This window comes from Streptomyces sp. NPDC050504 (assembly GCF_044458065.1).
Classification (GTDB): Bacteria; Actinomycetota; Actinomycetes; order Streptomycetales; family Streptomycetaceae; genus Streptomyces.
The window spans coordinates 285,701-307,725 of record NZ_JBITHO010000005.1; the positions used below are offsets into that span (position 1 = coordinate 285,701).

Annotated in this window: 18 protein-coding genes and 1 tRNA gene; 16 read left to right on the forward strand and 3 right to left on the reverse strand. The window is 72.0% G+C overall.

Going from position 1 to position 22,025, the window contains the following annotated elements:
* Positions 1-39 precede the first annotated feature (39 nt).
* The 6 genes from ACIBNE_RS20210 to ACIBNE_RS20235 all read left to right on the forward strand — a co-directional run bounded on the left by ACIBNE_RS20210 (position 40) and on the right by ACIBNE_RS20235 (position 7,780).
* A complete protein-coding gene (locus ACIBNE_RS20210; protein WP_399273369.1) occupies positions 40-1,656 on the forward strand; it encodes a carboxyl transferase domain-containing protein in 1,617 nt (538 codons plus the stop codon).
* A gap of 8 nt (positions 1,657-1,664) precedes the next feature.
* A complete protein-coding gene (locus tag ACIBNE_RS20215) occupies positions 1,665-3,629 on the forward strand; it encodes an acetyl-CoA carboxylase biotin carboxylase subunit (RefSeq protein ID WP_399273371.1) in 1,965 nt (654 codons plus the stop codon).
* A gap of 17 nt (positions 3,630-3,646) precedes the next feature.
* Positions 3,647-4,567, forward strand: coding sequence for a hydroxymethylglutaryl-CoA lyase (locus ACIBNE_RS20220; RefSeq protein ID WP_399274236.1), 921 nt, complete (start codon positions 3,647-3,649; stop codon positions 4,565-4,567).
* Between the two features lie 2 nt (positions 4,568-4,569).
* Positions 4,570-5,730 carry an acyl-CoA dehydrogenase family protein gene (locus ACIBNE_RS20225; RefSeq protein WP_399273372.1) on the forward strand — a complete coding sequence of 387 codons (1,161 nt, stop codon included), beginning with the start codon at positions 4,570-4,572 and terminating at the stop codon, positions 5,728-5,730.
* Positions 5,731-5,906: 176 nt separating this feature from the next.
* Complete coding sequence (locus ACIBNE_RS20230) at positions 5,907-6,956, forward strand: ABC transporter substrate-binding protein (protein ID WP_399273374.1); 1,050 nt, start codon at positions 5,907-5,909, stop codon at positions 6,954-6,956.
* A gap of 8 nt (positions 6,957-6,964) precedes the next feature.
* Positions 6,965-7,780 carry a siderophore-interacting protein gene (locus ACIBNE_RS20235; RefSeq protein ID WP_399273376.1) on the forward strand — a complete coding sequence of 272 codons (816 nt, stop codon included), beginning with the start codon at positions 6,965-6,967 and terminating at the stop codon, positions 7,778-7,780.
* 75 nt (positions 7,781-7,855) lie between these two features.
* Here the strand turns inward: ACIBNE_RS20235 and ACIBNE_RS20240 are convergent, their stop codons facing one another.
* Positions 7,856-9,502, reverse strand: coding sequence for a beta-N-acetylhexosaminidase (locus tag ACIBNE_RS20240; protein WP_399273378.1), 1,647 nt, complete (start codon positions 9,500-9,502; stop codon positions 7,856-7,858).
* Positions 9,503-9,650: 148 nt separating this feature from the next.
* On the opposite strand from ACIBNE_RS20240, the gene ACIBNE_RS20245 reads away from it, so the two are divergent.
* From ACIBNE_RS20245 to glmS, 3 genes are all read left to right on the forward strand, one after another.
* Positions 9,651-10,511, forward strand: a complete 861-nt coding sequence (locus tag ACIBNE_RS20245; protein WP_399273380.1) for a DUF4429 domain-containing protein — start codon at positions 9,651-9,653, stop codon at positions 10,509-10,511.
* A gap of 133 nt (positions 10,512-10,644) precedes the next feature.
* On the forward strand, positions 10,645-10,923 hold the full coding sequence (locus ACIBNE_RS20250; RefSeq protein ID WP_399273382.1) for a hypothetical protein: 279 nt from the start codon (positions 10,645-10,647) through the stop codon (positions 10,921-10,923).
* Between the two features lie 86 nt (positions 10,924-11,009).
* On the forward strand, positions 11,010-12,827 hold the full coding sequence (gene glmS / locus ACIBNE_RS20255) for a glutamine--fructose-6-phosphate transaminase (isomerizing) (RefSeq protein ID WP_399273384.1): 1,818 nt from the start codon (positions 11,010-11,012) through the stop codon (positions 12,825-12,827).
* A gap of 311 nt (positions 12,828-13,138) precedes the next feature.
* On the opposite strand, the gene ACIBNE_RS20260 is transcribed toward glmS, so the two are convergent.
* Positions 13,139-13,666, reverse strand: coding sequence for a universal stress protein (locus tag ACIBNE_RS20260; RefSeq protein ID WP_399273386.1), 528 nt, complete (start codon positions 13,664-13,666; stop codon positions 13,139-13,141).
* Between the two features lie 379 nt (positions 13,667-14,045).
* Here ACIBNE_RS20260 and ACIBNE_RS20265 point away from each other — a divergent pair, with 379 nt between their 5' ends.
* The 4 genes from ACIBNE_RS20265 to ACIBNE_RS20280 all read left to right on the forward strand — a co-directional run bounded on the left by ACIBNE_RS20265 (position 14,046) and on the right by ACIBNE_RS20280 (position 16,977).
* A complete protein-coding gene (locus ACIBNE_RS20265) occupies positions 14,046-14,480 on the forward strand; it encodes a hypothetical protein (RefSeq protein ID WP_399273387.1) in 435 nt (144 codons plus the stop codon).
* 464 nt (positions 14,481-14,944) lie between these two features.
* On the forward strand, positions 14,945-16,177 hold the full coding sequence (locus tag ACIBNE_RS20270) for a helix-turn-helix domain-containing protein (protein WP_399273389.1): 1,233 nt from the start codon (positions 14,945-14,947) through the stop codon (positions 16,175-16,177).
* Positions 16,178-16,187: 10 nt separating this feature from the next.
* Positions 16,188-16,790, forward strand: a complete 603-nt coding sequence (gene orn / locus ACIBNE_RS20275; RefSeq protein WP_399273391.1) for an oligoribonuclease — start codon at positions 16,188-16,190, stop codon at positions 16,788-16,790.
* A 111-nt stretch (positions 16,791-16,901) separates the two neighbouring features.
* Positions 16,902-16,977, forward strand: a tRNA-His gene (locus ACIBNE_RS20280).
* 102 nt (positions 16,978-17,079) lie between these two features.
* Here the strand turns inward: ACIBNE_RS20280 and ACIBNE_RS20285 are convergent.
* Positions 17,080-18,108, reverse strand: coding sequence for a LacI family DNA-binding transcriptional regulator (locus ACIBNE_RS20285; protein ID WP_399273394.1), 1,029 nt, complete (start codon positions 18,106-18,108; stop codon positions 17,080-17,082).
* A 361-nt stretch (positions 18,109-18,469) separates the two neighbouring features.
* Here ACIBNE_RS20285 and ACIBNE_RS20290 point away from each other — a divergent pair, with 361 nt between their 5' ends.
* From ACIBNE_RS20290 to ACIBNE_RS20300, 3 genes are all read left to right on the forward strand, one after another.
* Positions 18,470-19,879, forward strand: coding sequence for an ABC transporter substrate-binding protein (locus ACIBNE_RS20290; protein WP_399273396.1), 1,410 nt, complete (start codon positions 18,470-18,472; stop codon positions 19,877-19,879).
* A gap of 118 nt (positions 19,880-19,997) precedes the next feature.
* A complete protein-coding gene (locus ACIBNE_RS20295) occupies positions 19,998-20,930 on the forward strand; it encodes a carbohydrate ABC transporter permease (RefSeq protein WP_399274238.1) in 933 nt (310 codons plus the stop codon).
* On the forward strand, positions 20,927-21,757 hold the full coding sequence (locus ACIBNE_RS20300) for a carbohydrate ABC transporter permease (RefSeq protein ID WP_399273398.1): 831 nt from the start codon (positions 20,927-20,929) through the stop codon (positions 21,755-21,757). Before ACIBNE_RS20295 ends, ACIBNE_RS20300 begins: the two co-directional genes overlap by 4 nt.
* Positions 21,758-22,025: the final 268 nt, after the last annotated feature.

Below are 22,025 nucleotides of genomic sequence, written 5' to 3' on the forward strand. Positions count from 1 at the left end.
TCACTAACAGCATGGGCAAGGGCAAGGGGGCTCTTCACGATGCAGCAGGCACCGGTGCTGACCGGCGCGGCCGATCCCGCGTCCGAGTCCTGGCGGGCCAACGAGGCGGCGCACCGCGCCCTCGTCGACGACCTGCGCGCCCGTCTCGCGACGGCTCGCCGGGGCGGCGGCGAGAAGGCCCGCGCCCGGCACACCGCGCGCGGCAAGCTGCTGCCGCGCGACCGCGTGGACACCCTCCTCGACCCGGGCTCGCCCTTCCTCGAACTGGCCCCGCTCGCCGCGACCGGGCTCTACGACGACCAGGCACCGGCCGCCGGAGTGATCGCGGGCATCGGCCGGGTCAGCGGGCGCGAGTGCGTGGTCGTCGCCAACGACGCGACGGTCAAGGGCGGCACGTACTACCCGATGACGGTCAAGAAGCACCTGCGCGCCCAGGAAGTGGCGCTGGAGAACCGGCTGCCCTGCATCTACCTGGTCGACTCGGGCGGCGCCTTCCTGCCCAAGCAGGACGAGGTCTTCCCCGACCGGGAGCACTTCGGGCGGATCTTCTACAACCAGGCCCGGATGTCCGGCGCCGGCATCCCGCAGATCGCGGCGGTGCTCGGCTCGTGCACGGCGGGCGGCGCGTACGTGCCCGCGATGAGCGACGAGGCCGTGATCGTACGGAACCAGGGCACGATCTTCCTGGGCGGCCCGCCCCTGGTGAAGGCCGCCACCGGCGAGGTCGTCACGGCCGAGGAGCTGGGCGGCGGCGAGGTCCACTCGCGGACCTCGGGCGTCACCGACCACCTCGCGGAGGACGACGCGCACGCGCTGCGCATCGTGCGGAACATCGCCGCCACGCTCCCCGGCCGCGGCCCGCTCCCCTGGTCCGTGCGGACGCCCGAGGAGCCCGAGGTCGATCCCGCGGGGCTGTACGGCGCGGTGCCGGTGGACTCCCGTACGCCCTACGACGTGCGCGAGGTCATCGCGCGGATCGTCGACGGGTCGCGGTTCGCGGAGTTCAAGGCGGAGTTCGGGCAGACGCTGGTCACCGGCTTCGCGCACCTCCACGGCCACCCGGTCGGGATCGTCGCCAACAACGGCATCCTGTTCGCCGAGTCCGCCCAGAAGGGCGCGCACTTCATCGAGCTGTGCGACCAGCGCGGCATCCCGCTGGTGTTCCTCCAGAACATCTCCGGCTTCATGGTCGGCCGGGACTACGAGGCGGGCGGCATCGCCAAGCACGGCGCGAAGATGGTGACGGCCGTGGCCTGCACCCGCGTGCCGAAGCTGACCGTCGTCATCGGCGGCTCCTACGGCGCGGGCAACTACTCGATGTGCGGCCGGGCCTACTCCCCCCGCTTCCTGTGGATGTGGCCGGGCGCCAAGATCTCCGTCATGGGCGGCGAGCAGGCCGCGTCCGTGCTGGCCACGGTCAAGCGCGACCAGTTGGAGGCGCGCGGCGAGGCCTGGTCCGCCGAGGACGAGGACGCCTTCAAGGCCCCGGTCCGCGAGCAGTACGAGGAGCAGGGGAACGCGTACTACGCGACGGCCCGGCTCTGGGACGACGGCGTGATCGACCCCATGGAGACCCGGCAGGTCCTGGGACTCGCCCTGACCGCCTGTGCCAACGCGCCCCTGGGTGACCCCCAGTTCGGCGTCTTCCGGATGTGAGGGAGTCCATGTTCGACACCGTTCTGGTGGCCAACCGAGGCGAGATCGCGGTCCGGGTCATCCGCACGCTGCGGCAGCTGGGGGTGCGCTCGGTCGCCGTCTTCAGCGACGCCGACGCCGACGCGCGGCACGTGCGGGAGGCCGACACGGCCGTGCGCATCGGCCCCGCGCCGTCCGCCGAGAGCTACCTGTCCGTCGAGCGGATCCTGGAGGCGGCGGCGAAGTCCGGCGCGCGGGCCGTCCACCCCGGGTACGGCTTCCTCGCCGAGAACGCGGCCTTCGCCGAGGCGTGCGAGCGGGCGGGCCTGGTCTTCATCGGCCCCCCGGCGTCCGCGATCTCGCTCATGGGCGACAAGATCCGGGCCAAGGAGACGGTCAGGAAGGCCGGGGTGCCGGTCGTGCCCGGCTCGTCGGGCTCCGGGCTGACCGACGCCGAACTGGCCGACTCGGCGCGGGAGATCGGCATGCCCGTGCTGCTCAAGCCGAGCGCGGGCGGCGGCGGCAAGGGCATGCGCCTGGTCCGCGAGGAGGCCGCGCTGGCCGAGGAGATCGCGGCGGCCAGGCGCGAGGCCCGGGTCTCCTTCGGCGACGACACGCTGCTCGTGGAGCGGTGGATCGACCGCCCCCGGCACATCGAGATCCAGGTCCTGGCGGACGCCCGCGGCAACGTCGTGCACCTGGGCGAGCGCGAGTGCTCGCTCCAGCGCCGCCACCAGAAGATCATCGAGGAGGCGCCCAGCGTCCTGCTCGACGAGGCGACGCGCGCCGCGATGGGCGCCGCCGCCGTCGAAGCGGCCCGCTCCTGCGGGTACGTGGGCGCGGGCACGGTCGAGTTCATCGTGCCGGGCGACGACCCCTCCGCGTACTACTTCATGGAGATGAACACCCGCCTCCAGGTCGAGCACCCGGTGACCGAGCTGGTCACGGGCCTTGACCTGGTGGAGTGGCAGCTGCGGGTCGCCTCCGGCGAACCGCTGGCCTTCGACCAGGGCGGCGTGCGGCTGACCGGGCACGCGATCGAGGCCCGGATCTGCGCCGAGGACCCGGCGCGCGGCTTCCTGCCGTCGGGCGGCACGGTGCTCGCGCTGCGCGAGCCGCAGGGCGAGGGGGTGCGCACGGACTCGGGGCTCACCGAGGGCACGGAGGTCGGCAGCCTCTACGACCCGATGCTCTCCAAGGTCATCGCGTACGGCCCCGACCGCGCGACCGCCCTGCGCAAGCTGCGCGCGGCCCTCGCTCAGACGGTGACGCTGGGCGTGCCGACGAACGCCGGTTTCCTGCGCCGCCTGCTGGCCCACCCGGCGGTCGTGGCGGGCGAGCTGGACACGGGCCTGGTGGAGCGCGAGGCCGAGGGCCTGCTGCCGGACGGCGTGCCCGACGAGGTGTACGCGGCGGCGGCGCTGGCCCGCAAGCGGGACCTGGCCCCGGAGCCGGGCGAGGGCTGGCGCGACCCGTTCGACGTGCCCGACGGCTGGCGCCTGGGCGGCACGCCCGCGCCCCTGGCCTTCCACCTGCGCGTCCCGGGGCTCGAACCGGTCACCGGGGTCGTCCCGTCCGAGGGCACGGCGACGGCGGAGCGGGTGACCGTCCTCGTCGACGGCACCGTCCACCACTTCCACCGCGCGGGCGCCTGGCTCGGCCGCGACGGCGACGCCTGGCACGTGCAGGACCACGACCCGGTCGCCGCTTCCCTCACCGGCACGGCCCACGCGGGCGCCGACGCGCTGGCCGCGCCGATGCCCGGCACGGTCACGGTCGTGAAGGTGGCCGTCGGGGACGAGGTCAGCGCGGGCCAGAGCCTGCTGGTGGTCGAGGCGATGAAGATGGAGCACGTCATCTCCTCGCCGCACGCGGGCACCGTCACCGAGCTGGACGTCACGCCCGGCGGAGTCGTCGCCATGGACCAGGTCCTCGCGGTCGTCACGCCCGCCGCGGAGGAGGACGTCCCCGGCGCCGCGGAGGAGGACGCGTGAGCGCCCCCGGCCTGCCCATGGCCTTCCCCGCCCCCGGCCTCCCCGCCCGCGTCCGCATCCACGAGGTGGGCGCCCGCGACGGCCTGCAGAACGAGAAGACGACCGTCCCCACCGACGTCAAGGTCGAGCTCATCCGCCGCCTCGCGGCCGCCGGCCTGACCAGCATCGAGGCGACCAGCTTCGTGCACCCCCGGTGGGTGCCCCAACTGGCCGACGCCGAGGAGCTGTTCCCGCAGGTCCGCGACGTCGCGGCGGAAGTGCCCGTGCTCGTGCCCAACGAGCGCGGCCTGGACCGCGCCCTCGCGCTGGGCGCCCGCCGCATCGCCGTCTTCGGCTCGGCGACCGAGACGTTCGCGGCGAAGAACCTCAACCGCACGGTCGACGGGCTGCTCGCGATGTTCGCCCCCGTCGTGGCCCGCGCCAAGGCCGAGGGCGTGCACGTGCGCGGCTACCTCTCGATGTGCTTCGGCGACCCCTGGGAAGGCCCCGTCCCGCTCGCGCGGGCGGTCGAGGTGGCCGGCGCCCTGATGGACCTGGGCTGCGACGAGCTGAGCCTCGGCGACACGATCGGGGTCGCCACGCCGGGCCACGTACGGGCGCTGCTGACCGCGCTTAACGAGCGGGGCGTCGCCACGTCCGCGCTCGGCGTGCACTTCCACGACACGTACGGCCAGGCGCTCGCCAACACCCTCGCGGCGCTCCAGCACGGCGTGAGCACCGTGGACGCCTCCGCGGGCGGCCTCGGCGGCTGTCCCTACGCCGAGTCCGCCACCGGAAACCTCGCCACCGAAGACCTCGTGTGGATGCTTCACGGCCTCGGCATCGAAACCGGGGTCGACCTCGACCGCCTGATCGCGACCAGCGTCTGGCTGTCGGGACACCTGGGCCGACCCAGCCCGTCCCGCACCGTGCGTGCCCTCTCCCCGCAGGAGCAGTAACGATGGACCACCGTCTGAGCCCCGAACACGAAGAACTCCGCCGCACCGTCGAGGCGTTCGCGCACGACGTGGTCGCCCCGAAGATCGGCGACTACTACGAGCGCCATGAGTTCCCGTACGAGATCGTCCGCGAGATGGGCCGCATGGGCCTGTTCGGCCTGCCCTTCCCCGAGGAGTACGGGGGCATGGGCGGCGACTACCTGGCGCTGGGCATCGCGCTCGAAGAGCTGGCGCGGGTCGACTCGTCGGTGGCGATCACCCTGGAGGCGGGCGTCTCGCTGGGCGCGATGCCGCTGCACCTGTTCGGCACCGAGGAGCAGAAGCGCACCTGGCTGCCGAAGCTGTGCGCGGGCGAGATGCTGGGCGCGTTCGGCCTGACCGAGCCGGACGGCGGCTCGGACGCGGGCGCGACGCGCACCACGGCGGTGCGCGACGAGGCGACCGGCGAGTGGGTGATCAACGGCTCCAAGTGCTTCATCACCAACTCGGGCACCGACATCACGGGCCTGGTGACGGTGACCGCCGTGACCGGCCGCAAGCCCGACGGCCGCCCGCTGATCTCCTCGATCATCGTCCCGTCCGGCACGCCCGGCTTCACGGTCGCCGCCCCGTACTCCAAGGTCGGCTGGAACGCGTCGGACACCCGCGAGCTGTCGTTCGCGGACGTGCGGGTCCCGGCGGAGAACCTGTTGGGCGAGGAGGGCCGGGGCTACGCGCAGTTCCTGCGGATCCTCGACGAGGGCCGGGTGGCGATCGCCGCGCTCGGCACGGGCCTCGCGCAGGGCTGCGTGGACGAGTCGGTGAAGTACGCCGGGGAGCGCCGCGCCTTCGGCCGCCCCATCGGCGACAACCAGGCCATCCAGTTCAAGCTGGCCGACATGGAGGTGCGGGCCCACATGGCGCGCGTGGCCTGGCGGGACGCGGCGTCGCGGCTGGTGGCCGGCGAGCCGTTCAAGAAGGAGGCGGCGATCGCCAAGCTGTACTCCTCGACGGTCGCGGTGGACAACGCGCGCGAGGCGACGCAGATCCACGGCGGATACGGCTTCATGAACGAGTACCCGGTGGCTCGAATGTGGCGTGATTCCAAGATCCTGGAGATCGGCGAGGGCACCAGCGAGGTGCAGCGCATGCTGATCGCACGGGAGCTGGGCCTGGCCGGCTAGCGGCCCGGCGGGCCCGGGGGCACGGCGGAACACGTGCGCAGGGCGGGGTGGGGCTGTGCGGGGGTCACGCCACCCCCGCCCTGCGACACGTGCTGAGGTTAGGCTAACCTTCGCTCGAAAACCAGCCACACCGGCACCCAGCCCCACCTGCGCCGTCGTACGAAAGCGGAACCGCCATGCCGAACGCCCGCCCCTCCCACCTCACCCGCCGCGGTCTCCTCGCTGCGGGCGGCGTCATCGGCCTGGGCGCCGCGCTCGCCGCCTGCGGCGACGACAAGAGCGACAAGGGTTCCAAGAGCACCGGGTCCGGCGCCAAGGAGGGCCCCTGGTCCTTCACCGACGACCGCGGCCTGGCCGTGAAGACGAACTCGGGCAGCACCCCGAAGAACATCGTCGCCTTCGTCGGCACCGCCGCCGCGCTCCACGACTACGGCATCGGGGTCAAGGGCGTCTTCGGCCCGACCAGGCTCAAGGACGGCAAGGCGGACGTCCAGGCGGGCGACCTCGACGTGAACGGGGTCGAGATCGTCGGCAACGTCTGGGGCGAGTTCAACATCGAGAAGTACGCGGCCCTCGCGCCGGACCTCCTGGTCTCCGCCATGTGGGAGAAGGACGCCCTCTGGTACGTGCCGGACCAGTCCAAGGACAAGATCCTGAAGCTGGCGCCGAGCGTCGCCCTGTGGGCCTCGAACACCACCATGGCCAAGGCCCTGGAGCGGCACGCGCAGTTCGCCGGGTCCCTGGGCGCCGACCTCACGGCCAAGAAGGTCACGGACGCCAAGGCCCGCTTCGAGAAGGCCTCCGCCCGGCTGCGCGCCGCCGCCAAGTCGAAGCCGGAGATCACCGTCATGATCGGCTCCGCCAGCGCCGAGCTGTTCTACGTCTCCGAGGCGAAGATGTCCGCCGACACGCTCTACTTCCAGGAGCTGGGCGTGAAGTTCGTGACGCCCAAGGTCGACAAGGGCGGCTTCTTCGAGGGGCTGAGCTGGGAGAACGCCGGGAAGTACGACGCGGACATCATCATGATGGACAACCGCTCGGGGACGCTCCAGCCCGACGCCCTGACCTCCAGGCCGACCTGGGCCAAGCTGTCCGCCGTCAAGGCGGGCCAGGTCGTCCCGCGCGTGACGGAGCCCATCTACTCGTACGACAAGTGCGCGCCGATCCTCGAAGACCTCGCGAAGGCCATCGAGGACGCCGAGCCGGTCGCCAAGAAGAAGGCCTGAGTACGGACGTGTTCGGACTCTTCTCGCTGACCGTCCTGCGCACCGAGCGCATCAGCCCCTCCCTGACCCGCGTCACCTTCGGCGGCGCGGACCTGGCGGGCTTCGCCTCGGGCGGCCGGGACCAGAGCCTGTCGCTCTTCCTGCCGCACCCCGGCCAGGAAGAGCCGCAGCTCCCCACGGGCGTCGGCCCCGACGAGTGGTTCGGCGCCTACCTGGCGATGCCGCACGACGTACGGGCGGTCATGCGCTCGTACACCGTGCGCGAGCAGCGCGCCGAACCGGCCGAGCTGGACATCGACTTCGCGCTCCACGCGGACGGCGGCCCGGCCTGCCGCTGGGCCGAGCGGGCCGAGCCCGGTCAGCGCGTGGCGGTCCTGGGCCCCACGGTCGCGGACAACACCGGCGTGCGCTTCCGCCGCCCCGACGACGCCGACTGGGTCCTGATCTGGGCGGACGAGACGGCGCTGCCCGCGGCCGCCGCGTCCCTCGAAACGCTGCCCGCGGGCACGAAGGCCCTGGTCTGGATCGAGGTGCCGTTCGCCGCCGACCGCATCGAGCTGCGCACCGAGGCGGACGCGGAGGTCACCTGGCTGGTGCGCGAGGAGGGCGCCCCGGACGCGGCGGACGCCGTCGCCGCCGCCGACCTGCCCTCCCCCGGTACGGGCTACGCCTGGATCGCGGGCGAGTCGGGCTCGGTCAAGGCGCTCCGCCGCCACCTGGTGCGCGAGCGCGCGTTCGACAAGAAGCGCGTGACGTTCACCGGCTACTGGCGCCGCGGCGTCAGCGAGGACCTGCTCCGCACCGAGGCGGCCGAGGAGGACTAGGTCCTCGACCTCCCCGCCCGCCCCGCAGTCGGGCGCGGGGGCCCCGGACCGAGCCCCGGGACCCCCGCGCCTCCCTCACTCCCGCGCCCAGTCCACCTTCGGCGAGCGGTAGTAGTCGATGCCCAGCGCGTCGAACCTCGGCCCCTGCCGGGCCAGCCGCTCCCGGTAGTCGGCCCAGTCGTGGCTCGCGGCGGGCGACCACCCCAGCTCGGCGACGCCCGGCAGGCGCGGGAACGCCATGGACTCCAGCTGGTCGCTCGTGGCCAGCGTCTCGGTCCACAGCGGCGCCTCGACGCCGAGCAGCGCGGACTCGGGCAGCCCCGGCAGGTACGTCGAGGGGTTCCAGTCGTACGAGCGGTCCACCTCCACGTATCCGGCCCAGGCCAGACCCAGCTCGGTGTTCTTGTCGTACTTCATGTCGAGGTACGTCCGGTCGGCGGGCGAGAGCACCACCTTCGTGCCCGCCTTCGCCGCGTCCACCACGCGCTGCCGCTCGGCCGCGCCCGTGGCGTCGTAGCCCCAGTACTGCGCGACGGCCCCCGCCACCGGCTTCGCGCCGGTCAGCTGGTGCCAGCCCAGCACGGTCTTGCCGTACTTGCCGACGATCGCCTGCGCCCGGTCCATGAAGGCGACGTAGTCCGCGTGGTTCGTGGCGTGCGCCTCGTCGCCGCCGATGTGCAGGTACCTGCCCGGCGTCAGGGCCGCGAGCTCCCGCACCACGTCGTCCAGGAACCTGTACGTGACGTCCTTGTTCACGCACAGCGAGCTGAAGCCGACCGAGGTGCCGGTGTAGAGCGGCGGGGCGACGCCGTCGCAGTTCAGCTCGGCGTAGGAGGCGAGCGCCGCGTTGGTGTGGCCCGGCACGTCGATCTCCGGGACCACCTCCAGGTAGCGCGAGCCCGCGTAGGCGACGAGTTCCCTGTACTGCGCCTTGGTGTAGTACCCGCCGGGCCCGCCGCCGACCTGGGTGGAGCCGCCGTAGGTGGCCAGCCGGGGCCAGGAGTCGACGGCGATGCGCCAGCCCTGGTCGTCGGAGAGGTGAAGGTGCAGCTTGTTGATCTTGTAGAGGGCGATCTGGTCGATGTAGCGCTTGACCTGCTCGACGGTGAGGAAGTGGCGCGAGACGTCGAGCATGGCGCTGCGGTACCCGAAGCGCGGGGCGTCGGTGACGGTGCCGCCCGCGACCTGCCAGGGCCCGGTCTGCCGGGTGTCCGCCTCGACCTTCGCGGGCAGCTGCTGGCGCAGCGTCTGCACGCCGTGGAAGAGCCCGGCGGGCCTGCGGGCCGTGACGGTCACGGAGCGGCGGTCGGCGACGAGCCGGTACCCCTCGTCGCCGAGGTCCTTCGCGCCGGGCGCGAGGCGCAGCCGGATGCCGTCGCCGCCCCCCTCGCCGGTGACGGGGAGGCGGTAGCCGGTGGAGGGCCGCAGGACGTCCGCCAGGTAGTCGCCGATGCGCCGGACCTCGCGCGACCCTCCGTCGACCCGGATGCGGGTCTTGTCGTTGAGGGTGTACGGGCGTCCCGCGGGGCTCACGGAGGCGGGCACGGGCACGGTGTCGCCGAGCGGGCGCGGCGCGCGCGGCCCTTCGGGCACGGCGGCGGCCCGGGGCTCCGGCTCGGGCGCGGCCCCGACGGCGGCGACGCCGGCCGTCGCGACGAGGAGGAGGGAGCCGAACAGGCGGGAAAGCGTTCGATGGCGGGGAAGCGTTCGGTGCTGTCTCACAAGCTGTTCCCTTTCGACGGGTTCGACGGGGTTCACAACTGTGGTGCCGAGCGGTTGAACGATCACCATGCGTACCGTGCGCCCCAGGCGGGGTCAAGGGGTATAGACCAATACCCTGGCCGGGGCCGCCCGGTGGAACAATCGCCGCATGGCGGAAATCATCCAGAAGGACGGCACCTGGACCTTCGACGGGGACGTCGTGCGCATCGTCCCCGGCGGCGACAAGGGCGTGGGTCTGCTGCGCCGGACGCTCGGCGAAGTCACCGTGCCGCTCCGGGCGCTGGCGTCGGTCTCCTTCGAACCGGGCCGGAAGTCGGGGCGGCTGAGGCTGCGGCTGCGCGAGGGGGCGTGCCCGCTGCTCCAGATCACCGGGAGCGGGCTGGAGGACGCGTCCAACCCGTACGTGCTGACGGTGGAGAACGACCGGACGGGCGTCGCGGAGTACTTCGTGGACGAAGTGCGCAACGCGCTGCTGCTCGACCAGGTTCCGCAGACCCCGGTCGACGCCTACCTCCTGCCGGGCCCGGCGCTGCCGATCACGGTGGGCGCGGGCGACGGCACGGCGACGTTCTACGGGGACCGGATCCGCCTGGAGTGGAACTGGAAGACCGACGAGGGCAAGGCGACGAACGGGGCGCGGACGATCCCCCTGGGGGACGTCCAGGCCGTGGAGTGGTTCCCGGCGTCCGGCCTGGAGAACGGGTACCTGCGGTTCGTGACGGCGGCGTCGACGAAGGCGCCGCCGAAGTACGACCCGTACTCGGTGGAGCTGTGGGGCTTCAAGAAGGACCCGCTGATGGCACTGGTCGCGGCGGCGGTGGTGGCGCGGATGCCGCACCCGGCGGCGGCGCCCGAACCGCGGGCCGCGCTCCCGGCGGCGCCCGCGGAGGCCCCGGACCACGACGCGCTCCTGCGCCGCCTGCGGGAACTGGGCGAGCTGCACCGGGCGGGGATCCTCACGGACGAGGAGTTCACGACGGCGAAGCAGGCGGTCCTGCGGCAGATGTGAGGGGGCGGGTTCCGCACGCCGGACACCTCACACCGGGCACCTTGGACCAGACCAAGCACCGTTTCGCCTTGGATCCTGCCCGAAATCGGGCAGGATTCTTGCATACGCGCCGCCGTCCCCTCACTATCGACAGGTGCTCGATTCCCGCCCGTCGTCCCACGACGACCTCGTCGACCACCTGGTCCGCAGCACCGCGCTACAGCGCGGCGAGGCCGCCCGGGTGATCCTCGACGTGCTGGCGTACTTCGACGAGACGACCGAGGAGTTCGTCCGCCGCCGCCACCGCGAGCTGCAGTCCGGCGGCCTGGTGAACACCGAGATCTTCGAGCGCATCGCGGCGGAACTGCCGCACCGCGCCGTGGCGCCACCGGAGCTCTCGCTCCGGCAGCTGCGCCGCATCGTCTACACCTGAGCACACCTCAGGACTTCACGTCTCACGCGCCACGTGCGCAACGCGCGCCACGCGCGATCCGATCCACCAGAGGGGCAAAAGACTTTATGTGCGGAATTGTCGGTTACATCGGTAGGCGCGACGTGGCCCCCCTCCTCCTGGAGGGCCTCGCCCGGCTGGAGTACCGCGGCTACGACTCCGCGGGCATGGTGATCACCAGCCCCAAGTCCTCCGGCCTGAAGATGGTCAAGGCCAAGGGCCGGGTCCGCGACCTGGAGGCCCGCGTACCCAAGCGCTTCACCGGCACCACCGGCATCGCCCACACCCGCTGGGCCACCCACGGCGCGCCGAGCGACATCAACTCGCACCCGCACCTGGACCCGGAGAACAAGGTCGCGGTCGTCCACAACGGCATCGTCGACAACGCCCAGGAGCTCCGCGCCAAGCTGGAGGCCGAGGGCGTGGTCTTCGCCTCCGAGACCGACACCGAGGTGCTGACGCACCTGATCGCCCGCTCCAAGGCCGAGACCCTGGAGGAGAAGGTCCGCGAGGCGCTGAAGGTCGTCGAGGGCACCTACGGCATCGCCGTGATGCACGCCGACTTCAACGACCGCATCGTCGTCGCCCGCAACGGCTCCCCCGTCGTCCTGGGCATCGGCGAGAAGGAGATGCTGGTCGCCTCCGACGTCGCCGCGCTGATCGCCCACACCCGCCAGATCGTCACCCTCGACGACGGCGAGATGGCCACCCTCAAGGCCGACGACTTCCGCACGTACACGACCTCGGGCACGCTGACCACCGCCACCCCCGAGACCGTCGAGTGGGAGGCCGCCTCCTACGACATGGGCGGCCACGACACGTACATGCACAAGGAGATCTCGGAGCAGGCCGACGCGGTCGACCGCGTCCTGCGCGGCCGCATCGACGAGAAGTTCTCCACCGTGCACCTGGGCGGCCTGAACCTGGACGCCCGCGAGGCCCGCGGCATCCGGCGCGTGAAGATCCTCGGCTGCGGCACCTCGTACCACGCCGGCATGATCGGCGCCTCGCTGATCGAGGGCCTGGCCCGCATCCCCGCCGACGCCGAGCCCGCGTCCGAGTTCCGCTACCGCAACCCGGTCGTGGACCCCGACACGCTCTACATCGCCGTCTCCCAGTCCGGCGAGACCTACGACGTGCTGGCGGCCGTCCAGGAGCTGAAGCGCAAGGGCGCCCGCGTCCTCGGCGTGGTCAACGTCGTGGGCTCGGCGATCGCCCGCGAGGCCGACGGCGGCGTGTACGTCCACGCGGGCCCCGAGGTCTGCGTGGTCTCCACCAAGTGCTTCACCAACACGGTCGTCGCCTTCGCGCTGCTCGCCCTGCACCTGGGCCGCATCCGCGACCTGTCGGTCGCCGACGGCAAGCGGATCATCGAGGGCCTGCGCAAGCTGCCCGCGCAGATCCAGGAGATCCTGGCGGGCGAGGAGGACATCAAGAAGCTCGCCGCCGAGTACGCCGACGCCAAGTCGATGATGTTCATCGGCCGCGTCCGGGGCTACCCGGTCGCCCTGGAGGCATCCCTGAAGCTCAAGGAGATCTCCTACATCCACGCCGAGGCGTACCCGGCCTCCGAGCTGAAGCACGGCCCGCTGGCCCTCATCGAGCCCGCGATGCCCACCGTCGCGATCGTCCCGAACGACTCGCTGCTGGAGAAGAACCGCGCCGCGCTGGAGGAGATCAAGGCCCGCAGCGGCCGCATCCTCGCGGTCGCGCACCAGAACCAGGAGAAGGCCGACCACACGATCCTCGTCCCGAAGAACGAGGACGAGCTGGACCCGATCCTGATGGGCATCCCGCTCCAGCTCCTCGCGTACCACACGGCCCTGGCGCTGGGCCGGGACATCGACAAGCCGCGCAACCTGGCGAAGTCCGTCACCGTCGAGTAGCCGGGACACCAGGGCGCCCCGGGTGCGTGCCACCATACGCACCCGGGGCGCCCTTCTCGTCCGCCGACGTCGCCCATTACGTCGGCTTGTGGCTGCTCGGACACAGGCCCTCCAGCCGGCGGCCGTCACTCCGCGTCTGCGCTCGCGCACCGTCTCCCAGCGACCGGTATGTACCCTTCACAAGGGCGCAAACCACCTCTACGCGCGGGTAGATTTATCTATTGTCAAGACGAGTTGACGCCAACCGGGCGCGGAATCACGTGACTTGAAGGCGCCGATGCCGAAAATCGACGGGTTCGAAGGCGGCGGCGCTACGGGATGACGACGACCGGACGGCGGGCGCGCCGGGCCAGCCGCCCCGCGACCGAGCCGAAGATGCGGCCCACGATGCCGTGCGTGGAGCCGACCACGATCGCGTCGGCCGAGTACTCGTGGCCGACCTCCTCCAGCTCGTGGCAGATGTCCCCGCCGCGCTCCACGAGGATCCAGGGGACCTCGGCGAGGTAGTCGGCGCAGGCGAGTTCGAGCCCGAGCACTTCGGTGCGGTGGTCCGGCACGTCGACGAAGACGGGCGGCTCGCAGCCCGCCCAGACCGTGGTCGGCAGCCGGTTCGCGACGTGCACGATGATCAGTCCGGAGCCCGACCTGCGGGCCATTCCGATGGCATACGCCAGGGCCCGCTCGCTGGAGGTGGAGCCGTCGAAGCCGACGACCACCCCGTGCCGGAAGGCGGGATCGCAGGAGGGGCGCTTGTCTTCCGCGGGACGGAGGTCGCGGTCCACCAGGGGATCGGCGACCTGCTTGCGGTCCGCGGGTTCGGGGAGTTCGTGACCGGCCATCGGTGTCTCGGCGTTCAGATCCTCGGGGAGTGACGACAATGAACAGCAAGGCTGTGTCTGGGAATCATCTTCCCAACCCCATACCCCCAAGGGTACGGCGACACTCCTCGACTGCCCAGACCCACGCAAAGCATGTGCGGCGTTCCAGGGAGCATGCCCGAGCCCGCCCCGGATGGCAATGCTCGCTGCTCCGTACAGCCGTCTCGCGAGTGACCCGAACCGCTCGCCCCCCGTTACCCCCACGGCCACATCCCCGCCCCCCAGGGAGCACGCCGTGCCCGCACCTTCGTCCGCGCCTTCCGCCACACCCGTCCGTTCTGCCCCGCAGGTCACAGGGGTAACAGGAGCCCCGTCCGACCCATCGCGCGGCCACCGCCACGTGCCGCACCAGCCCTCGCACCCGGCCGCCGCGGGCCCGGTCCTCGCCCCGCACCGCGGCCGCCCCGCACCGCCCCCCGGCGGCACCCCGGGCGAGTCGGCGAGCGCCGTCGTCCGCTGGGCGGCGTTCAGCGTCCTGCTCGTCCCCGTCGTGCTCCTCGTGTACGGCACGTCCTTCGGCGGGGCCGCCGCCGCGACCCTCGGCCTCGCCGCGGTGACCGCGGGCTGCCGCGTGCTGCTGCGCCAGTCGGAGCGCGCCGAGGCCCGCTCGGCCGCCGCCCTGCAAGGGTCCGACCGGGCGGAGCGCGGGGCGCGTTCCGCGGCCGCCGGGCGCGCCCCGCACTCCCGCGCGGGGGCGCCGCCAGGGGGGCGGCGGAGGCGGAGTGCGCGGGGCTCCGACGAGGTTCGGCGCGATCTCCTCCGTACGTCGGAGTGAATCGTGCGGTAATCGACGGGTATCGACAGCGACGCTTCCGGCACTCGGGCACGCCGATCGACTGACTGGTTCGCACACCAGCACCCGTATGTTTTCAGCCAACTTCTCGGACCCTCCCCCTCCCTGGCGGAATGGCCTGTCAACCCCCTTGTCACCAGGCAAGAAAGGTGTGAGACGGGCTCCCGCACCCTACGGGGACGGGCCATGCACGGAAGGCGCACTTCCCTGCACGGCCCGTGAGTGGAACGCTTCGTGATCGAATGCTTCGCGCCAAGTTGCCATGTCGACAATCTGCCGGGTGGACATGCTGTCACTCCGGCAGCACGGAACCCAGTAGATTCGATCTTGGCCACGATCGGCTGGGGATTTCGTGCGGGGATTCGTGCAGGACCAAGGGGAAACGTGCAGGAGCGACAGGCCCGTCAGGACCGGAAAGACGCGAACACCGAGGGGGGCTTAGCGTCATGAGTCAGGACTCCGTTACCGCACCGGAGGCAGCCCGGAAGCTCTCCGGGCGTCGACGCCGGGAAGTCGTCGCCGTGCTGCTCTTCAGCGGCGGACCGATCTTCGAGAGCTCGATACCGCTCTCCGTCTTCGGAATCGACCGGCAGGACGCCGGCGTCCCCCGCTACCGGCTGCTCGTGTGCGCCGGTGAGGACGGACCGCTGCGGACCACCGGCGGACTCGAACTGACCGCGCCGTACGGCCTGGAGGCGATCAGCCGGGCGGGCACCGTCGTGGTCCCGGCCTGGCGGTCGATCACCTCGCCGCCGCCGCCGGAGGCACTGGACGCGCTGCGCCGCGCCCACGAGGAGGGCGCCCGCATCGTCGGGCTGTGCACCGGCGCCTTCGTGCTCGCCGCGGCGGGACTGCTGGACGGCAGGCCGGCCACCACCCACTGGATGTACGCGCCCACGCTGGCGAAGCGCTACCCGTCGGTCCACGTGGACCCGCGCGAGCTCTTCGTCGACGACGGCGACGTGCTCACCTCCGCGGGTACGGCGGCCGGAATCGATCTCTGTCTCCACATCGTCCGGACGGACCACGGCACCGAAGCGGCGGGCGCGCTCGCCCGGCGGCTCGTCGTGCCGCCCCGTCGCACCGGCGGCCAGGAGCGCTATCTCGACAGGTCTTTACCCGAGGAGATCGGCTCCGACCCGCTCGCCGAGGTCGTCGCCTGGGCCCTGGAACACCTCCACGAGCAGTTCGACGTGGAGACGCTGGCCGCGCGCGCGTACATGTCACGGCGCACGTTCGACCGGCGGTTCCGCTCGCTCACCGGCTCCGCGCCGCTCCAGTGGCTGATCACCCAGCGGGTGCTCCAGGCACAGCGGCTCCTGGAGACGTCCGACTACTCGGTGGACGAGGTCGCGGGCCGCTGCGGCTTCCGGTCGCCGGTCGCGCTGCGCGGGCACTTCCGCCGCCAGCTCGGCTCGTCGCCCGCCGCGTACCGGGCGGCCTACCGCGCCCGGCGCCCGCAGAGCGATCTGCAGGCGGTGGCCACGGTGCCCGCGGAAGCGGTGCTGCCCATGCAGGGCGGCTCGCCCGCGGCCACCCAGATCCGTCGGACCGCGGCCGCCACGAGCGCCACGGGACCCGCCGCGACCTCGGCGGCCCCGCTGGAGCCCGGAAAGCCGCACTCCGACGCGTACGCCCCCGGGCGTGCGACCCTGCCGGGGCAGCGCACCGCCCCGTAGGGTGAGACGCATGAACGACCGCATGGTGTGGATCGACTGCGAGATGACCGGGCTCTCGCTGACGGACGACGCACTCATCGAGGTGGCCGCACTGGTCACCGACTCGGAACTGAACGTGCTCGGCGAAGGGGTGGACATCGTGATCCGCCCTCCGGCCGAGGCGCTGGAGACCATGCCCGACGTGGTGCGCGAGATGCACACCGCGTCGGGCCTCCTCGCCGAGCTGGACGGCGGCACCACCCTGGCCGACGCCGAGCAGCAGGTACTGGCGTACATCAGGGAGCACGTGAAGGAGCACGTGAAGGCCCCGCTGTGCGGGAACTCCGTCGGCACCGACCGCGGCTTCCTCGCGCGCGACATGACCGACCTGGAGTCGTACCTCCACTACCGGATCGTGGACGTCTCCTCCGTGAAGGAGCTGGCGCGCCGCTGGTACCCGAGGGCGTACTTCAACAGTCCCGAGAAGAACGGCAACCACCGGGCGCTCGCCGACATCCGCGAGTCCATCGCCGAGCTGCGGTACTACCGCGAGGCGGTCTTCGTGCCGCAGCCCGGCCCGGACTCGGACACCGCGAAGGCCATCGCCGCCAAGCACGTCCTGCCCGCCGAATAGGGCCCGCGCAGCCCCTCTGACCTGCGGGGCGAGAACCCTGGCGCGAGCACCCTCCCAGACCCTGTACACTTTTTCTCGGCCGGTCGGAAAGACCACAACAGACCGGTCGTGGTGGGTATAGCTCAGCTGGTAGAGCACCTGGTTGTGGTCCAGGATGTCGCGGGTTCGAGTCCCGTTACTCACCCCACACGATCGGCCCCCGGCCTGGGAAACCAGGACGGGGGCCGATCTCGTTGCGTGCCCCGCCCGAACGGCGGCCGAACGGCGACCGGACCCCGTGTGATCCGCGTCACGCCGACTCCCGCACCACCAGCTCCGTCGGCAGCACGCGGCCCGGCGGCTCCGGCGGGCGGCCCGCGATCCGAGCGAGCAGCACCCGCGCCATCAGGGCGCCCATCTCCTCTATCGGCTGGCGCACGCTGGTCAGCGGCGGGTCCATGTGCCGGGCCACCGCCGAGTCGTCGACGCCTATCAGCGCCACGTCGTCCGGGACCCGGCGCCCCGCCTCGCGCAGCGCGGCCCTGGCGCCCGCCGCCATCACGTCCGACGCCGCGAAGACCGCGTCCAGGTCCGGGCGGCGCTCCAGGAGCTCGCGCATCGCGCGGTGGCCGCCCGCCTCGGTGAAGTCGGCGCAGGCCACCAGCCGGCCGTCGGGGGCGAGGCCGGCCGCCGCCACGCCCTGCCGGTAGCCGTCCAGGCGGCAGCGCGCGGCGTACATGTCGAGCGGGCCCGTGATGGTGGCGATGCGGCGGCGGCCCCGGCCCGCCAGCCGCTCGACGGCCTGCCGCCCCGCGCCCGTGTTGTCGCAGTCGACGTACGCCACGGGCTCGTCGTGGGACCTGCGGCCGTTGAGTACCACCGGCAGCCCCAGCTCGCCCACCATGTCGGGCAGCGGGTCGTCGGCGTGCACGGAGACCAGCAGGACGCCGTCGACGCGGTGGGCGCCGAGGTACTGGGCGAAGCGTCGGCGCTCCCGGTCCGAGCGGATCAGCGTGAGCAGCAACTGCATGTCGGCTTCGGCGAGTTCGGCGCTGATTCCGCGGATGATGTCCAGGAAGTACGGCTCGGCGAAGAGCCGCGCCTCGGTCTCGGGCACGGCGAGCGCGACGGCGTCGGTGCGGCTGCCCGCCAGGGCGCGGGCGGCGCGGTTGGGCACGTAGCCCAGCTCGGCGATCGCGCGGTCGACGGCCTCCTTGGCGCGGGCGCTGACCCGGGGGGAGCCGTTGACCACCCGGGAGACCGTGCCGCGGCCGACCCCGGCCCTGGCCGCGACCTCTTCGAGCGTGGGCCTGCCCGTCCGCCGTCCGCGCACCGCCATCGGTCCCCCATCGCCGTGAGTCCGCACCCCGGAGGTGGGAGCGCGCCCACGCTAGAGGAAGCCCGTCGCGATCGCCAAGGGTGTCTTCAGGAAGTGACGGCGACACGGCTCCGAAACAAGCGTTGAGTCCCCCAACTGACCGACTTCTCCGAAGAGTTGGCGTTCAAGTCTTGACACCCGAGTGCGGTCGGCAGGAGCCTTCCGGCATCGGATGTGGGAGCGCTCCCACGCGCCACTCGGGCCACTCCGTTCCTTGACACCCCGTCAGACACCCGGGACTCTTCAGACATCAATGCTGGGAGCGCTCCCAATGCACCTTTTACGTACGGAATCAATCGGAATCCCTGCATAGGAGGATGCGATGCGCACATTTCGCTCACCCGACCACACGTCCCGAAGACTGCGGGCCGTCGCGGCCCTCGCGGTGTTCGCCCTGGCCGCGGGGGTGCTCGGCGGCTGCGCCCAGGACGAAGAACCGGCACCGGCGGACTCGTCGGCGTCCGGCGGCTCGTCGGCGGGCACGGCGGCGGGCTCGTCCGGGGGCTCCGACGGCGGCTCGGACGGCGGCTCGGACGAGGACGCCGTGACCGTCTCGGTCGGCGTCTTCGGGGTCTTCGGCTACAGGCAGGCCGGGCTCTACGACGAGTACACGAAGCTCCATCCGCACGTCCGGATCAAGGAGACGTCGATCGAGCGGAACGAGCAGTACTACTCCCAGCTGCTCACCCACCTGGCGGCCAACAGCGGGCTCTCCGACATCCAGGCCGTCGAGGTCGGCAACATCAACGAGGTGACGACCACCCAGGCCGGGAAGTTCGTGGACCTGGGGAAGGCCGCGGGGGTGCGCAAGGCCGACTACCTCTCCTGGAAGTGGGACCAGGCCACCGACGAGGACGGCAGGACCATCGGGCTCGGCACCGACATCGGGCCGATGGGCATCTGCTACCGCAAGGACCTCTTCGGCCGGGCCGGGCTGCCCACCGACCGTACGGCCGTGGGCAGGCTCTGGGCGGGCGACTGGCAGAAGTACCTCGACACCGGCCGCCGGTACACCGCGAAGGCACCGGCGGGCACCTCGTACATGGACGGCGCGGCCGGGGTCTACAACGGTGTCATCTCCTCCAGCCGCATCCGCAACTACGACGAGAACGGCGAGCTGATCTTCAAGACCAGCCCGTCCGTGAAGGCTGCCTGGAACCTCGCGATGCAGGCGGCCGAGGGCGGGATGACCGCCAGGTTCAAGCAGTTCACCAAGGAGTGGGACCAGGGGTACGCCAACGCCCGTTTCGCCACGGTGATCTGCCCGTCCTGGATGCTCGGCTACATCAAGGAGAAGTCCGGCACCAAGGGCGCCGACCAGTGGGACGTCGCGCCCGCGCCCAAGCCCGCCAACTGGGGCGGCTCCTTCCTGACCGTCCCCGAGCGCGCCAGGCACAAGGACGAGGCGGTGAAGCTCGCGGCCTGGCTGACCGCGCCCGCCCAGCAGGCCAAGCTCTTCGCCCGGCAGGCCAGCTTCCCCAGCTCGCGGGCCGCGATCGCGCTGCCCGAGGTCTCCGGCGCGAAGCACCCGTACTTCGGCGACGCCCCGATCGGCCGGATCTTCTCGGACGCGGCGCGCGGCATGCCGACGCTGGTGCTCGGCCCCAAGGACCAGCCCATCGGGCAGCAGGTCTCCGACGTGGGCATCCTCCAGGTGGAGCAGCAGGGCAAGTCGCCTGAAGAGGGCTGGAAGGCCACTCTGAAGGCGGTCGACAACGCCTTGGACCAGTGAGGCCGTGAAGTACGAGACGGGTTCGGGCCCACCGGGGACGGCGGAGTCCGCCGACACGGACGGCACGGACGGTACGGGTACGGGCGGCACGGGTACGGGCGGCACGGGTACGGTCGCCGTGGACGACCGGCGCGCGGCGCGGCGCAGCCGGCGCTACCGGCGGGACGTGAAGTGGAGCCCGTACGCCTTCGTCGCGCCGTTCTTCCTCTTCTTCGCCGCCTTCGGGCTCTTCCCGCTGCTCTACACGGGCTGGGCCTCGCTGCACCGCGTCGAGCTCCAGAACCCGAACGACATGGAGTGGGTGGGGCTGCGGAACTTCACCCGGCTCGCCCACGACGAGTTCTTCTGGAACGCGCTGCAGAACACGTTCACGATCGGGCTGCTGTCGACCGTGCCGCAGCTGTTGATCGCACTGGGCCTGGCGCACCTGCTCAACTACCGGCTGCGCGGCTCGATGTTCTTCCGGGTCGCCGTCCTCACCCCGTACGCGACCTCGGTCGCCGCCGCGACGCTGGTGTTCGTGCTGCTCTTCGGGCGCGACTACGGGCTGGTCAACTGGGTGCTGGGGAACATCGGGATCGGGCGCGTCGACTGGGAGAACGGCACGCTCTCCTCGCAGCTCGCGGTCTCCACGATCGTGATCTGGCGGTGGACCGGCTACAACGCGCTGATCTACCTGGCGGCGATGCAGGCGATCCCCGGCGACCTCTACGAGTCGGCGGCGCTGGACGGGGCGTCGCGGTGGCAGCAGTTCGTGCACGTCACCGTGCCCTCGCTGCGGCCGACGATCCTCTTCACGGTCGTCGTGTCGACGATCGGGGCGACCCAGCTGTTCGGCGAGCCGCTGCTGTTCGGCGCGGGCGGCGGGGCCGGGGGCGGGGCGTCGCACCAGTACCAGACCCTCGGGCTCTACCTGTACGAGCAGGGCTGGGTGAACCTCCACCTCGGGCGGGCCTCCGCGATCGCCTGGACGATGTTCCTGCTCCTGCTGCTGATCGCCGCGGTCAACGCGCTGCTGGTGCGGCGCCTCAGGAAGGGGGAGGAACGATGAGGGCCGGGCGGCAGGCGTACGGGGGTCGGCTCACCTGTGCGGTGTTGATCCTGTTCACGGTCGGATCGCTGTTTCCGCTGGTGTGGACGGCGATCGCGGCGTCCCGCACCAACGCGCGGCTCGCCGGGACACCGCCGCCGCTGTGGTTCGGCGGGCGGCTGCTGGAGAACCTGGAGACGGCGTGGACCGACGCCAACATGGGGCTCGCGCTGCTGAACACGACGCTGGTCGCGGGGTCCGTGGCGCTGGGCACCGTGCTCTTCTCGACGATCGCCGGGTTCGCCTTCGCCAAGCTGCGCTTCCGCTTCAAGAACCTGCTGTTGCTGCTGGTCGTCGGGACGATGATGGTGCCTCCGCAGCTGAGCGTCGTGCCGCTGTTCATGACCGTCGCGAAGCTGGAGTGGACCGACCAGCTCCAGGCGGTGGTCCTGCCGACGCTGGTCAGCGCGTTCGGGGTGTTCTTCATGCGGCAGTACCTCGCGCAGGCGCTGCCGAGCGAGCTGATCGAGGCGGCGCGGGTGGACGGGGCGAGCAGCCTGCGGATCGTGTGGCACGTGGTCTTCCCCGCGGCGCGGCCCGCGATGGCGGTGCTCGGGATGCTGACGTTCGTCGCGTCGTGGAACGACTTCTTCTGGCCTGTCATCGCGCTCACGCAGGAGAACCCGACCGTGCAGGTGGCCCTCACGGGCCTCGGGCGGGGGTACGTCCCCGATCAGTCGGTGGTGATGGCGGGGGCGCTGCTCGGGACGTTGCCGCTGCTGCTGGTGTTCGTGCTGTTCGGCCGGCAGATCGTGGGCGGAATCATGCAGGGCGCGGTGAAGGGCTGAAGCCCTTCTTGACCGGGGCGGGGCAGGGCGGGGCGGGCGGTGTCCGGTGCGCCCGGGGCCGGGGGTGCCGTTCCGCCTGCGGCGGGCGGGGGGCCGTGCGGCGCGTGTTGCCGTTGCCCGGGGCGGGCGTCTTTCGCCTGCGGCGGGCCAGGCCCCTCCCCACCCCTTCCCGAAACCCTGCCGGGGGCTGGTGGGTGGGTGCGTTGCGCGTCTGCCCCACCCTCGCGCAGTTCCCCGCGCCCCTGAAGGGGCGCGGGGAACTGCGCGA

Excerpts from the sequence above, each read along its gene's own strand:
- ACIBNE_RS20245 (WP_399273380.1), top strand. The coding sequence starts at position 9,651 with ATGGCGGAAATCATCCAGAAGGACGGCACCTGGACCTTCGACGGGGAC.
- ACIBNE_RS20210 (WP_399273369.1), top strand. The coding sequence starts at position 40 with ATGCAGCAGGCACCGGTGCTGACCGGCGCGGCCGATCCCGCGTCCGAG.
- glmS (WP_399273384.1), top strand. The coding sequence starts at position 11,010 with ATGTGCGGAATTGTCGGTTACATCGGTAGGCGCGACGTGGCCCCCCTC.
- ACIBNE_RS20225 (WP_399273372.1), top strand. The coding sequence starts at position 4,570 with ATGGACCACCGTCTGAGCCCCGAACACGAAGAACTCCGCCGCACCGTC.
- ACIBNE_RS20300 (WP_399273398.1), top strand. The coding sequence starts at position 20,927 with ATGAGGGCCGGGCGGCAGGCGTACGGGGGTCGGCTCACCTGTGCGGTG.
- ACIBNE_RS20215 (WP_399273371.1), top strand. The coding sequence starts at position 1,665 with ATGTTCGACACCGTTCTGGTGGCCAACCGAGGCGAGATCGCGGTCCGG.
- ACIBNE_RS20220 (WP_399274236.1), top strand. The coding sequence starts at position 3,647 with ATGGCCTTCCCCGCCCCCGGCCTCCCCGCCCGCGTCCGCATCCACGAG.
- ACIBNE_RS20270 (WP_399273389.1), top strand. The coding sequence starts at position 14,945 with ATGAGTCAGGACTCCGTTACCGCACCGGAGGCAGCCCGGAAGCTCTCC.
- ACIBNE_RS20260 (WP_399273386.1), bottom strand. The coding sequence starts at position 13,666 with ATGGCCGGTCACGAACTCCCCGAACCCGCGGACCGCAAGCAGGTCGCC.
- ACIBNE_RS20290 (WP_399273396.1), top strand. The coding sequence starts at position 18,470 with ATGCGCACATTTCGCTCACCCGACCACACGTCCCGAAGACTGCGGGCC.
- orn (WP_399273391.1), top strand. The coding sequence starts at position 16,188 with ATGAACGACCGCATGGTGTGGATCGACTGCGAGATGACCGGGCTCTCG.
- ACIBNE_RS20230 (WP_399273374.1), top strand. The coding sequence starts at position 5,907 with ATGCCGAACGCCCGCCCCTCCCACCTCACCCGCCGCGGTCTCCTCGCT.
- ACIBNE_RS20285 (WP_399273394.1), bottom strand. The coding sequence starts at position 18,108 with ATGGCGGTGCGCGGACGGCGGACGGGCAGGCCCACGCTCGAAGAGGTC.